Source organism: Flammeovirga sp. SubArs3 (genome assembly GCF_947387565.1).
Taxonomy (GTDB): domain Bacteria; phylum Bacteroidota; class Bacteroidia; order Cytophagales; family Flammeovirgaceae; genus Flammeovirga; species Flammeovirga agarivorans.
Map to the genome: position 1 here is coordinate 353,603 of NZ_CANDOA010000004.1, position 14,080 is coordinate 367,682.

The 14,080-nt window shown below is 34.4% G+C and carries 10 protein-coding genes; 6 read left to right on the top strand and 4 right to left on the bottom strand.

The genetic code is table 11. The annotated features are described in order from the left end of the window. Nucleotides 1-54: 54 nt before the first annotated feature. Nucleotides 55-2,268, bottom strand: coding sequence for a RelA/SpoT family protein (locus QL232_RS13780; RefSeq protein ID WP_168881662.1), 2,214 nt, complete (start codon nucleotides 2,266-2,268; stop codon nucleotides 55-57). Nucleotides 2,269-2,709: 441 nt separating this feature from the next. Here QL232_RS13780 and tig point away from each other — a divergent pair, with 441 nt between their 5' ends. Next, nucleotides 2,710-4,044: a trigger factor gene (gene tig, locus QL232_RS13785; protein WP_168881661.1), complete on the top strand. Its 1,335-nt coding sequence runs from the start codon at nucleotides 2,710-2,712 to the stop codon at nucleotides 4,042-4,044. Nucleotides 4,045-4,196: 152 nt separating this feature from the next. Here the strand turns inward: tig and QL232_RS13790 are convergent, their stop codons facing one another. Together QL232_RS13790 and QL232_RS13795 are read right to left on the bottom strand one after the other, a co-directional pair. Next, the gene (locus QL232_RS13790) at nucleotides 4,197-5,462 is read right to left on the bottom strand and encodes an MraY family glycosyltransferase (RefSeq protein ID WP_281614536.1); all 1,266 of its coding nucleotides are present in this window, start codon (nucleotides 5,460-5,462) and stop codon (nucleotides 4,197-4,199) included. Continuing rightward, nucleotides 5,459-6,622 (bottom strand): glycosyltransferase, encoded by a 1,164-nt coding sequence (locus tag QL232_RS13795; RefSeq protein WP_281614537.1) that lies wholly within the window; start codon nucleotides 6,620-6,622, stop codon nucleotides 5,459-5,461. The genes QL232_RS13790 and QL232_RS13795 overlap by 4 nt, the downstream gene beginning before the upstream one ends. A gap of 253 nt (nucleotides 6,623-6,875) precedes the next feature. On the opposite strand from QL232_RS13795, the gene QL232_RS13800 reads away from it, so the two are divergent. The 5 genes from QL232_RS13800 (at nucleotide 6,876) to QL232_RS13820 (ending at nucleotide 12,762) form a co-directional block, all read left to right on the top strand. Then, a complete protein-coding gene (locus QL232_RS13800) occupies nucleotides 6,876-7,649 on the top strand; it encodes a hypothetical protein (RefSeq protein ID WP_168881658.1) in 774 nt (257 codons plus the stop codon). A gap of 144 nt (nucleotides 7,650-7,793) precedes the next feature. Then, nucleotides 7,794-9,392, top strand: coding sequence for an FAD-dependent protein (locus QL232_RS13805; protein WP_281614538.1), 1,599 nt, complete (start codon nucleotides 7,794-7,796; stop codon nucleotides 9,390-9,392). Between the two features lie 9 nt (nucleotides 9,393-9,401). Next, nucleotides 9,402-10,043, top strand: coding sequence for a pyridoxamine 5'-phosphate oxidase (gene pdxH / locus QL232_RS13810; RefSeq protein WP_281614539.1), 642 nt, complete (start codon nucleotides 9,402-9,404; stop codon nucleotides 10,041-10,043). Nucleotides 10,044-10,341: 298 nt separating this feature from the next. Further along, nucleotides 10,342-11,652, top strand: coding sequence for an ammonium transporter (locus QL232_RS13815; protein ID WP_168881655.1), 1,311 nt, complete (start codon nucleotides 10,342-10,344; stop codon nucleotides 11,650-11,652). Between the two features lie 204 nt (nucleotides 11,653-11,856). Next, nucleotides 11,857-12,762: a phosphatase gene (locus tag QL232_RS13820; protein ID WP_168881654.1), complete on the top strand. Its 906-nt coding sequence runs from the start codon at nucleotides 11,857-11,859 to the stop codon at nucleotides 12,760-12,762. A gap of 49 nt (nucleotides 12,763-12,811) precedes the next feature. Here QL232_RS13820 and QL232_RS13825 read toward each other — a convergent pair whose 3' ends face one another. After that, entirely contained in the window at nucleotides 12,812-13,867 is a 1,056-nt protein-coding gene (locus tag QL232_RS13825) for a M23 family metallopeptidase (protein ID WP_281614540.1), read from the bottom strand. Nucleotides 13,868-14,080: the final 213 nt, after the last annotated feature.

Genomic DNA, 14,080 nt, shown 5'->3' on the forward strand with positions numbered 1-14,080 from the left:
AAAAAAGCCACAATGCTTATTTTGCATTGTGGCGTAAGGTTTTTAAGAAAAAAATCAGGAATCTTTTCTCGTGATTCTTATAATTCCTTCAATTTCACTGATTTCGTTAATTACCTTTTCGAACTCATTAAGGTTTTTAACAGAAATCTCAATATTACCTTTAAAAATTCCATCTTGAGTATCTATAGATATCGAACGTATGTTTACTTTCATACGACTTGTGATAATTCTCGTAACGTCATTGACTAAGCCAATTCTGTCTGTACCTTCGATAGCAATTTTTGAAATAAAAGAAGATTCTTTCTCTGAAGCCCACCTAGCTTTGATGATTCTATAACCATAATTGGCCATCATAGCGATAGAGTTAGGACAGTTTGTTCTGTGGATTTTGATACCATTATTAATAGTAATAAAACCAAAGATATCATCCCCTTGAATTGGATTACAACAGTTAGCAATAGAGTAGTGGACATTTTCCATATCCTCACCAATGACTAATTCATCGTCATCTTCTCTAATCGTTTTAATCTTCTTCTTGAACTCTTTAGCAGAGTCAGGAACCATCTTTTTCTTCTTAACATTGTTAGTTTGATCAAGGTGATCTTTGAACTTCTTAATTTCCTTGTGTTCAATGATGCCTTCACCAACCTGATAATACAAATCAGTTTCACTGTTAAGACTGAAAAAGTCTCTTAATTGCTGAGCTACCTTATCATCATACTTAATTTTAAGGTGCTTGAATTTTCTATCAATGATTTCTCTACCAATAAGCGCCACACGTTTGTGGTCTTCTTTTAGGTGAGATTTTATTTTTGCTCTAGCTCTAGAAGTTCTTACAATTTTTAACCAACCCTCGTTAGCTTTAGGCTGATTGGCAGTCAAAATTTCTATTTGGTCACCGTTTTCTAACTGATAACTTAATGGTACTAGCTTACCATTAATCTTGGCACCAAGACATTTTGCTCCTACCTCAGTATGAATATCAAAAGCAAAATCAAGAACTGTAGAACCTTGAGGAAATACCTTTAAATCACCATTTGGTGTAAATACAAAGACTTCTTTATTAAATAAACTAGTTCTAAAATCATCAAGGAACTCTACGGCATTTACTTTGTCATTCTCCATAAGAGAACGAACTTCATTTAGCCACTGCTCAATACCCTTTTCTGAATCAGCTTCTCCTTGTTCTTTATATTTCCAGTGGGCAGCGTAACCTTTTTCGGCAATTTCGTCCATTCTTTTTGAACGAATTTGTACTTCTACCCAGTGACCATTATGTCCCATTACAGTAGTATGCAATGATTCATAGCCATTGGATTTCGGTACACTAATCCAGTCTCTTAATCTACTAACGTTTGGTGTATAGTAGTCGGTGACAATAGAATAGATATGCCAACAAGTTGATTTTTCCACTTGTCTAGGAGCATCGAAAATAATTCTTACGGCAAATAAGTCAAATACCTCTTCAAAGGGTACTTGTTGCTTTTTCATCTTATTTGCAATAGAAGTAATCGATTTAGTTCTTGATTTAATCGTGTATTTATACCCCTGCTTATCCATAGTTTCGATAAGTGGAGTCTTAAATTCATTCGTAAAGTGTTCGCGAGCTTCTTCAGATGCTTTTAACTTTCTTGAGATCTCATCATATAAATTTCTATCTGAATATTTTAGACATAAATCTTCTAATTCAGATTTAATATTATAAAGACCAAGACGGTGTGCTAAGGGAGCATAAATGTATTCAGTTTCTGCTTTTACCTTAAGTTGTTTGTCTTTTGGCATCGAGATCAACGTACGCATATTGTGTAGTCGATCTGAGATTTTAATAAGAACAACTCTAACGTCTTCAGAAATTGTCAATAACATTTTTCTGAAGTTCTCAGCTTGTAGTGAACCGCCTTTTTGTGCGGCTCCAGATATTTTAGTTAAACCATTGACAATAAGGGCTACCTTTTCGCCAAAATGTTCCTCAATATCTTCTAACGTATAGTCTGTGTCTTCTACTACGTCATGTAATAAAGCTGAAATAATTGAAGTGGTACCTAAGCCGATTTCTTCTGCGGCAATTGTGGCTACAGCCACGGGATGATATATGAAAGGCTCACCAGATTTTCTTCTCATGTCTTTATGAGCATCAGAAGCAAAAAGGAAGGCCTTTTTGATTTGTTTTATATCGTCTGGATCATTTAAAAAAGGTCGGGCTTTACGGAGTAAGTTACCGTACATTTTTAAAAGCTCCATCCTCTCTTTTTCTAAGTCGATCTTCATCTCCAAATGTTCAAACAAATTATTGTTACCATACAAATAGTCTAAGAACTATAAAAATAGGTAAAAAAGTATAGTGATCATAAAGAAAGCAAAGATAAGATTTAAAAAAAGATGTAACAGTTGTTTACATTTTTTTGGGTGAACATCAATGATTTTCAAAACGAGTTGATTACCTTTGCATCGCTTTAAATTAAAATACCTAATTTAGGTGTTTTGTTTATGGTTGAATTAGTTATTGATGGATGTGTAAATCACTTGAAATTCAAATGGTTAAATCATTGATCGAATAGCTTTTTAAGTAGAAGGGTTGTAGAGGTACTCCAACTTAGTTTTGGTAGATATTTACTTCTCTTTTGATAATAATATTGAAATAGGTGATCAATTTGACCCTTATTTCGGTAAAATAATTAAGAGTTTTGTCACACCAAAAATAATAAAACTTTGGAATTCAAATTAGATAAACAAGAGAACTCATACGGTTTGCTTACAGTAAATGTTGCTGAAGCTGATTTTATGCCTGAGTATAAGAGCAAATTAAAGCAGTACGCTAAAGGTGCTAATATGAAAGGTTTCCGTAAGGGTAAGGTGCCAATGTCAATGGTAGAAAAAATGTACGGTAAGCAAGTGAAAATGGATACTTTCAACGAAGCTGTTGGAAAAGCTGTGGACACTTACTTAAAGGATAACAATGTTAAGCCATTGTTCCAACCAATGTACAAAGGTGATTTCATCACTCCAGAACAATTAGGTGCTGAGCAAACTGTAGAATTTGAATTATTACTTCCTGAGTTTGATTTAAACTTAGAAGGGATCAATGCAGATACTTTTAACTTAACTGTTACTGATGCTGATGTTGAAAGTACAATCACTAAGTTAAAAGAAGCTTACCCTACAAAGAAAGATGCTGAAGAAGCTGCAAAAGACGATTTAGTTACTGCAACTTTCAAAGCTGTAGAAGGAGAGTACTCTAAAGAAGGTGCAGCTTTCGAATTAGACGATAAATTAGCTGAAGGTATCGCTGCTCAATTCGAAGGTAAAAAAGTAGGAGATGTAGTTACTTTAGACATCACTTCAATGTATGAGGATGACAACCGTTTAGGTCTTATCTTAGGTACTGAAGATAAAGAGTCTTTCGTAGGTCAATTCTCTATCGAAATCACAAAAATTACTCGTAACCACGAGCCAGAATTAGATGTTGACTTCTTTAACATGGTAATCGGTCCTGATAAAGCTTCTAACGAAGAAGAATTCAGAGCTGAGTTAAAGAAAACAATTGCTGAAGTAAACCAACAAGCAATTGATAACTTAACAAACGAAAACGTTCGTAACGCAATCGTTGAAGCAACTACTATTGCTTTACCTGCTGAGTTATTAAAGAAAGTTTACAAGCAAAACAACCCTAAGGCAACTGAGGAAGAAATCGACGAAAACTTAGCTAAATTCGAAGAAGCAGTAAAATGGAGAGCAATCTCTGATAAAGTTGCTGAAGCTTCAGAAGTAAAAGTTGAGAAAGAAGATGTTGAAGCAGCTGCTTTAGTTCAAATCAAAGCTCAATTCGGTAACTTCATGGGTGATGAGGACGAGCGTATGGGTGAGTTCGTACAAAACTACTTATCAGCTGAAAACGGTAAGTACTTCGAGCAAACTTATGAGCAAGTTTACAACGAGAAAATCTTCGCTGCAGCAAAAGAAAAAGTAGCTCTTACTTCTGAGGAAGTGGATCTTGCTAAATTCGAAGAATTCTTAACAGCAAAAAATGAGCAAGCTGCGAAGTAATTCAAAGTTTGTCCTATAAAATATAAAAGCCTTGTATCTTTCGAGACACAAGGCTTTTTTGTATTTAATAATTCTCTATTAAGAGAAAAACCCATCAGTAAGTTGTTGAAACATTACTGATGGGTTTAAATTTTATTTTTCAATAAGTGGTATTATTGAACCTTATTGTATTTCTTAGAAACATTAGGAGTGATATTCGTAATGTTCGTAATATCTTCTATTTCTTGTCCTGCAATAACTTCTTCTTTTTCTTCACTGGGCATGTACTCCTTGTCATGTAATTTTGTGAGTATAAAACCTAAAATGATGAAAGTAAATAGGATGATTGAGACTGCTGTTGCTGCATAACCTAAGTCTAGTGTATTGATGTAGTACGTAATGAAAGAAGTGATAATACTTAATCCATACAACATCATTACTGCATATTTAGGAGAAAATCCATATTTCACTAGCAGGTGAGAAGAATGATCTTTTCCTCCAACATAAATAGGTCTTCCTGATCTGATTCTATTAATTGTAACAAATGTCACATCAAAAATCGGATATGCCAATAATAAAATTGGTGTAATGATTGAAATATCAATAGAAGTAGTCTCCCAAGAAAGCATTACTCCAAGCATTGATAAAATATAGCCTAAGAACATACTGCCAGAGTCTCCCATGAAAATCTTTGCATTAGGGAAGTTGTTAGGTAAAAAACCAAACAGTACAGCTGCTAATGCAAGGCTTAGTAATGCAGTGTCGTGATTGTTGAATAACACGATAGAAAACAGACCGAAGGCAAGTGCTGTAAATGCAGCAATACCTGGCGATAGGCCGTTCATGTTATCGATCAAGTTCAGTGCGTTAATTACCCCAATGATCCAGAAAAATGTAAAAACTTCACTAATTACAGGAGGTAAGAAATTGGCAGTGCCAACAATTAAAATAGCTATTGCTCCTGCTGTAATTTGGAAAAACAATTTCACTTTTGGTTCCATTGCTTTTGATTTGTCATCAAATGTTCCTGTGAAGAAAACAATCATCGCACCTGTAAAGAGCCATGCTATTTTCTGATCGAAAACATTTTCTCCATAAAGGAAAAATAATGTGGCTACTCCTGCAATAATTGTAGTTACGCAAGAGATATAAGCTCTAACTCTTCTATTATTAAATAGTTGATAAATAGAGATTATAGTGCCTAATAATGTTATAACAGACCATGCTATTGGTAGTAGTTGTAATAAAGTTGCCACAACGATAAACGATACTACGATAGCAATTCCACCCATTAAAGCTGTTGTTTTCGTATGAAAACGATCCGCTCTAGGTTTGTCTACTATTTGGTACTTAATTGCTTGCTTAATCAAAATTCTAGTGACAATAAATGATATAATGGCACCAAAAGTTAGGCTGAGCAATAATATTGACTGATTCATGTTAATTCTTTGTAAGTCATCTTTAGATCGCTGACTAGACGATCATAGTTATATTTACGATAAGTAGATTCTTTGTGTTCTCTGATAAACAGGTTTTTATCATCTTCATAGCTTAATATTCTAACAGCGGCATCTTTCATTGTCTCGTCCTCATTGGGACCAACTAAGTAGCGTTTACCAAAAGAAGAAAACAAATCTGGAACTCCACCAACAGCGGTTGAAACCACACATGTGCCAGATGTCATAGCTTCAATAATTGATACTGGTGAGCCCTCGTTGTTAGAAGTAAGCAAAACTAAATCCAAACTGGCATAAATGCTAGGTAAATCCTTTAAAAATCCGGTAAATGTAATCTTATGATCGATATTTTCTTGTTTTGCATAGCTTTCAAGCATGTCACGATCTTCACCATCACCAATCATGAAAAAATGGACATCATCTTTTTCATTACTGATTAGTTTGGCAACTCTAATAAACATTTTTAGATTTTTAATCTGTGTAAACCTTGCAACGATCCCTACAAGTTTGGAGGTTTTTGGAATGTTATATTCATCATGTAGAAAGTTATTATTAGTGTTAGTGTAAAACCTTTTGAGGTCTAACCCCAAAGGTACCATTTTGTGTTGAGCTTTTTTTCCAATGCCCAGGTTAAGTATTTCTTCTTGTTGTTTTTCAGTAATTGTAATAATAGTATCTGTGTACTTTGCTAAAAATTTTTCTATACCTAAAAACAACTTTGTTTTCATTGGCGAAAAATATCCATGAAAGACATGGCCATGAAAAGTGTGTACAGACTTAACCTTATTTTTTGAAAAAAAGTTCGCGACTATCGCTGCGGCTCTTCCAATAAAGCCCGCTTTTGCGGTATGTGTGTGAATAATATCAGGTTGATATTCTCTTATTATTGAGAATAAGTCAAATAAGGATTTTAAATCATCTTTAAGAGAAAGTTCTCTTTGAAGGTGATTTAAGTAGTGGACCTCTAAGTTTCTTTCTTTAGCTAAATAAGACATGTCGCCTTCATTACTAGGTACATGCCCTGCAACTAATTTAGTGTCGTAGTGATCATCATTCATTTGATCGGTTAATAATACAGTATGTATTGCCGGTCCTCCGACATTTAACCTTGCAATCACTCTAAGAATTTTAGTTTTTTTCATTTAGGAATGATAAATGACGTCAATAAAAAAAGTATCCTTTGGTTTAATTAGGATTAATGGTACAAAAATCAATCGCCCGGTTGTTTGTTTTGTTTCAAATGCAAATGTATGTAAAAGTATTGTAAAATGGATGTATTAATAGTTAGTATTTCATTATAAATTACGAATTGAATCATCTATTTTTGATACTATTGTAAAAGCATTTACATTTGTCGTAACATTTAATAAGCGAAATTTGAACTGATTAATATTTATGAAATCGAAAATCAATAATACATTAAAGTTATTTTTAGTTCTAGCAGCAACTTCATTTACTTTTTCTTCATGTGGTGTACAAGAAGAAAATGATCAATTAAAAGCTGCAAATGCAAAGCTGCAAGAAGATTTGGCTAGAGCTGAGGCCGCTGCGGAAACATTAGACGAAGTAGGTGCTTTGATTGATTCAATCGATGTTTCTAGAAACCTTTTATATATCGATATGGAGAAAGGTATTTCTGGAAAAACATATGAAGAGAAAATTAGAGCTATTGATGCATACATGAAAGAGTCTGAGCAACGCATGGAACAAATGGAAGCAAGCTTAGCAAAATCAAATGCAAAAAATAGTGCTTATGCAAATACAATCAGAAAACTGAGACAACAACTTGATCAAAAGACACAAGAAATTGCAGATCTAAAAGAGAGAGTTGAGAAATTACAGTCAGAAAATAAAGCATTGATCAAGACAGTTGATTTACAAGCAAAAGAACTGTCAGATCAAGAAGTTGAAATTCAAAAAAATAACGAAGAGATTGCTCTTCAGAAAAATAGAATTCAAGAGTTAATGGTTCAAGCGAAAAAGACGGAGGCAGATGCATATTATGCTCAAGCTGAAGCTCTTGAAGAAGCTGCAAATAGAACAAAATTAGCTCCAAAGAAAAAGAAAGCGACTTATGCTGAAGCTTTAGAACTTTATAAGAAATCTTTTGAAGCTGGTAGAAAAGATGCTTATGAAAAAGTACAAGAGTTATCTGAAAAAGTAAACTAATAGTACTTTGTTAATTTAATAAGGGAGCAGGCTAATGATATGGCCTGCTTTTTTTGTTAATGATCTTTTGTGTGCTACTTCCTAACTTCTTATTGTATAATTTTGTAGCATTCAGTTTGTTGAAGAATAAATATCATCCATTTAATGAAAAAAGTTTCACAATACGTTGTTCCTCCACATGTAGCTTTCGATGAGGATAACTTTAAATCATATGTAATTAAAAAGGAAAAGGTTGACAGAGAAGCCAACGCTACTGTACGTATGACGAGAAGGTCTGTGGATGCTCGTAAGAAAAAAGTGAAAGTAAATGTTGAAGCTGAAATCTTTGTTGATGAGTCTCCTACATTAAATATCTCTTATAAAAAAGATTACCCAAACGTTAGTGATGCTAAAAGGGTGGTCATTGTTGGAGCCGGTCCTGCAGGCTTATTTGCAGCATTAAGGTTTTTAGAATTAGGTATTAAGCCTATCATTATTGAAAGAGGTAATGATGTTCAAAAGAGACGAAGAGATCTGGCGAATATCAATAAAAAGAATATTGTCAACGAAGATTCAAACTACTGTTTTGGAGAAGGTGGAGCAGGTACCTATTCGGATGGTAAGTTGTATACAAGATCAAAAAAGAGGGGAGACTTTAGGAGAATCTGTGAAATTTTCGTTGCTCACTCAGCAAGTGAAGAAATTTTAATAGATGCTCATCCACATATTGGAACAAATAAATTGCCTAAGGTGATTGCTGAAATGCGACAGAGTATTTTAGATGCTGGAGGTGAAGTACATTTTGAAACTCGAGTTGAAGACTTTATTATTTCTGGAAATGAAATAAAAGGAGTTGTAACCCAACAAGGTGATAAAATTGAAGGAGAAGCAGTTCTTTTAGCAACAGGACATTCGGCAAGAGATATTTTTAGACTTCTTCAGAAAAAAGAAGTAGAAATAGAGAGAAAACCTTTTGCTTTAGGTGTTAGAATTGAACACCCTCAAGGTTTAATAGATAAAATTCAATACCATTTAGATGATAGAGACCGTGGAGAATACCTGCCAGCAGCAGCTTATTCTTTAGTGTCTCAAGTTGGATACAAAGGTCAAAAGAAAGGTGTATTCTCTTTTTGTATGTGCCCAGGTGGATTTATCGTTCCTTCCGCTACTGCACCAGGAGAAGTGGTAGTAAATGGGATGTCGCCTTCGAGAAGAGATTCTCAGTTCTCTAATTCAGGTATTGTAGTCAGTGTCGATGATGATGAATTCGGTCCTTATATTAAGAAGTATGGAGAACTTGCAGCTATGGAATTTCAAGCGGAAGTTGAAAGAAAAGCTTGTGAAGTAGCAGGGGGTACTCAAGTTGCTCCAGCACAAAGATTAGGTGATTTTATAAATGGTAAAGTTTCTAACGATTTAAACGAAACATCTTACCAGCCTGGTTTGTTATCAGTAGACATGAGGGAAGTTTTACCTCAGGCGATTGCTCACCGTTTAAAATTTGGCTTTAAAGATTTTGGTAAAAAAATGAGAGGTTACCTGACTAATGAAGCACAAATTGTAGGAGTAGAAAGTAGAACATCATCTCCTGTTCGAATTCCAAGGGAAAAAGAAACTTGTGAACATACTCAGATAAAAAGGTTGTTTCCTTGTGGAGAAGGTGCAGGTTATGCAGGAGGTATAGCATCTGCGGCAATGGATGGGGAGTTGTGTGCTAATCGTATTGCAACATTATATTGTGGCGTAAAAGAGACAAGCAAATAATAGTATATCATGAAGTCAAAAATTGCAGACATACGTTTAGATTATTCAAAGAAAGATCTAAATGAATCTGATGTTTTGGATGATCCAATTAAACAATTTGAAATTTGGTTAGAAGAAGCAATTAGTGCTGAAGTGCATGAGCCAACAGCAATGAATGTAGCTTCTGTGTCAAAGGAAGGAAGTATTTCATCTAGAACAGTATTATTAAAAGGTGTTGAAGACAAAGCTTTCGTTTTTTATACTAATTATAATAGTAGGAAAGGGAAGTCTTTGCAAGAAACAAAAAAAGCAGCGTTGAACTTTTTCTGGCCTGAATTAGAAAGACAGGTTTGTGTTGAAGGAACAGTAGAAAAAGTATCTCCTGAAATGTCTGATAAATATTTTGCTTCTAGACCATATAAAAGCAAAGTAGGAGCGTGGGCGTCAGAGCAAAGTAGCCAAATAGATTCAAAAAATGTTATTGTAGCAAGATTTGCTAAATATGCTGCAAAATTTATTACAAATGTCCCAAGGCCCGAACATTGGGGGGGCTTTGCAATAAAACCAACACGTATAGAATTTTGGCAAGGCAGACCTTCAAGATTACATGATCGAATCCAATATCAGTTAAACGAACAAGGTGAATGGTTGAAATCTAGACTTGCACCTTAAAAAGTAGCTGGTTTTGACAGGAGAAATTAAAAAAAAGACTCTATTCTTGCGGAATAGGGTCTTTTTTTATTATCAAGTTGTGTTTTTGACTTTAATTTTATCTAAAAAATATTATTTCCTGCAATTTGCTTAAAAAAACACCCTGATAAGTATTTTTTTTAATGTTTTTACGGTTGTTTAGATTAATTTCAATCCGTTGTTATTTTTTTATTTGTTGTAAAATTTGGAGTTTTAATTGTCATTCTATTAAATTTGTGACAATAAATTATAAATTTACTCACACTCACCTATTTAAATTATGATTTCGTTAAAAAACTTTGACGCTAAAAAATTAGCGTTGTTAGTGGCTATTTTGGCTATGCCTACACTTGGCTTTTCACAGGATGGTACTATCAATTCTGGTGATACAGCTTGGATGTTGGTTGCTACAGCTCTCGTAATGTTGATGACGCCAGCTGGTCTTACACTTTTTTATGGTGGATTAGCACAACGTAAGACTGTATTGAATACCATTGGTATGAGTTATACAGCATTTTGTACAGGTACATTAGTTTGGGTCATCATCGGTTATAGTCTTGCATTTGGAAAAGGTAATGCATATATCGGAGACTTTACATCATTCTTATTAGCAGATGTGAAGATTACAGATGTTGAAGGCTCAATTCCTAGAATCTTATTTATTATGTTCCAAGGTACTTTTGCTGCCATTGCAGTAGCATTAGTAAGTGGTTCAATCATTGAAAGAGTTAAATATTCTACTTGGATTATCTTTTCGGTACTTTGGGTAGCTTTAGTATATTCTCCAATTGCCCACTGGGTATGGGGAGGTGGATTTTTAAGTACTGATGGCGAGTTAGATTTCGCAGGTGGTACTGTAATTCACATTAATGCAGGTATTTCAGGTCTAGTTTTAGCCTTAATGCTTGGAAATCGTTTATCACATGGTGGTGAACAATCAAATAAGCCATCATCAATTAAATTGATGGTATTAGGTTCTGCACTTTTATGGTTCGGATGGTTTGGTTTTAATGGTGGATCACAACTAGCTGCAGATTTTATTGCTGCAAATGCTATGATGGTAACTAACGTTGCAGCTGCCGCAGGTGGTATTGGATGGTTATTATTAGAGTGGTTTACAGAAGAGAAAAAGCCAACGTTATTAGGGTCAGCATCTGGTGTGATTTCAGGTCTAGTAGGTATTACTCCTGCTTCTGGTTATGTAGATGTATCAGGTGCATTAGCTATTGGTTTAATTTCAGGTGCAGTTGGTTTCTACGGTGTAGTGAAATTGAAAGAGAAATTAGGATACGACGATACTTTAGATGTATTTGGTATCCACGGTTTAGTAGGTATCGTTGGTGCTATTCTAACAGGTGTTTTTGCTAACCCTGATGTAAATGGAGCAGCAGGTGCTTTATATGGTAACCCAGGTCAAGTATTAGTACAGTTAAAAGCTGTAGTGGTAACTATTGTTTATTCTGGTGCGGCATCATTTGTAATTTTCAAATTGTCTGCATTACTTACTCAAGGTGGTCGTGTTACTACTGAGGTAGAAGAAGAAGGTATTGATGAGGCTTACCATGGTGAGAAATCATTCGAATCTATGTAATATCAGATTCTGAGTAATCTTTATTTATAAATAAGAAAGAGGTATCCGAAACGATACCTCTTTTTTTGTATTCTTATGTTAAACCTCACCTCAAGAATATATTTTTTGGAGATGGTGTGAATTTTGCAACCGGTTTAAACGACTAATACTAATAAGTCGAACAGGTAATACTAATAACATTTCTTACAACTAGATTTTTTTATTTTGAGATTAGCATCAATTGACATCGGCTCGAATGCCATTCGTTTTCAAGTTGTAACAACACATGAAGGTAAAACTGGCGGAACAGTTTTTAAAAAAATTGACTATATGAGGTTTCCATTGCGTTTAGGAACAGATGTTTTTAATGCTGGAAAAATCTTACGACCAACAGAAGAGAAATTTGTTAAACTCATGAGAGTATTCGCAACATTACTCGATCTTTATGAAGTCAATGATTATATCGCATGTGCTACTTCTGCAATGAGAGAAGCAAGTAATGGAAAGGAAATAGTAGAAAGAGTATACTATAAAGATGGTTTGCGTGTAGACATCATAGATGGCTCTATAGAGGCTCAAATGATCTCACTTGCATTAGGGAAATATATCCCAATGGGAAATGTAATTCATATTGATGTAGGTGGAGGTAGTACTGAACTGAATCTATATAGACATAAAACTAAGGTAGCATCTAGATCATTTAAGATGGGTAGTGTACGTAAATTGAACAAAGAAGAGCGTACAAACATGTTTGATATTATTCGCCATTGGTACGAGCAGTCGTCTGCGCCTTATTTTAACAGAGAGGAAGAAGTTATAGCCATTGGAACTGGAGGAAATATTAATAAGCTTTTTAATCTTTCGAAGCAAAAGAAGAGTGAAGATAAGATTACCTATCTATCCGAACTTAGGAAAATTAGAGCTTGGTTGGAAGAGTTTACTTTTGAAGAAAGAGTGAAGAAACTGAGACTCAATGAAGATAGGGCAGATGTTATTATCCCTGCGGCAAGAATTTATACAAATGTAATGGATATTGCTGGAGCCGAGAAGATCATTGTTCCTGGAGTTGGGTTAAAGGATGGTGTTTTACATTATCTAATGAAGGAAAGAGGTTATAAGCCTAATCAATAATAAATAAAAAAGCCATCGTAGATAAATACGATGGCTTTTTTATTGAGTCTTATCTTACCCTTAAGGTTCGACCAACTCGTAATGTTGTTCTCTTCGACATGCCGTTAAGTCTGCATATTTTAGAAATACTAGTACCATATTTTCTGCTGATTTTCCATAACGAATCTCCGGGTCTTATACGGTGATAAACACTCTTCTTCGATTCAATTAATAACTCATAGTTTTTCGCTGTGAGGTCAAAATCTGCAGGAATATCTATTTCTTGGTTTGCAAAGTCAACCATATCAGATGGGTTAAATCCATAACCTTGATATCTGATTTCAAAATGTAGGTGTGGTCCGGTACTTCTACCAGTATTGCCGCCGAGTCCAATTACTTCACCAGCTTTAACCTCCTGACCTGCTTTTACTATATATCTACTCATATGGCCGTAAAGAGTTTCAAGACCATTTTTATGTCTTACCATTACGTAATAACCATAACCTCTTCTATTGTATTTGGCAATTCTTACGACACCATCAAACATCGATCGGATAGAATCACCGATAGCAACTTTAACATCGACACCGTGGTGAAACCTCCACCTTCTAAAACCATACTTAGAAGTAACTCTTTGTGGTTGATCTAGTGGGTATGCCCATTGTGTATTTGATGCTGTAGAATCATATAAATGAAGCTTTACACTATCTGATAATACTTTAGATGAGATATTGTAAGGATTTACATTCCAGTTGTCCCAACTTTTATAATAGTCGAAGCCATTTAAATAGACAGCATCAACAAATTTTCCAGGTTGAATCTCTACTAAACTTTGGCATTGCTCAGTAGAATTCAGATTAATTCTTTGGTAGGGTGTTGGTAAGTTTTCAATTGCCTTATCTGTAGCACACGCAATTTCACCATTTGAAAGTAGGAAAGTGGAGATAGCTTCTTCAGTCTCTTCATTTAATGAAGTTATGGCAACATTTTCTTGTTTTTTTTCTTTGCCTTTAAACAGCTTTTTGAAAAAGCCTTGTCCATTAGCACTGCTTGAAAGTAAACATAGTGAAAAAAATGTGATAGCTATCGAAGTCTTTTGTTTTGATAATTTAAAGTTTAAAAACATGGTAACTTTACATCGTTAAGCAAACCAGATCAATCCTGTTTGCTTATAAATTTAATATTGATCTTACAACAATACTAAAGAAACACTTAAAAGACAATTCATTAACTTAAGTATTCTTCGAGATTAACGTATTTTTTTACTTCCCCGATAAATACAAAAAAGCGTTACCATATTTTTTATGATAACGCTTTCGTTTTATTCTATGATAATTCA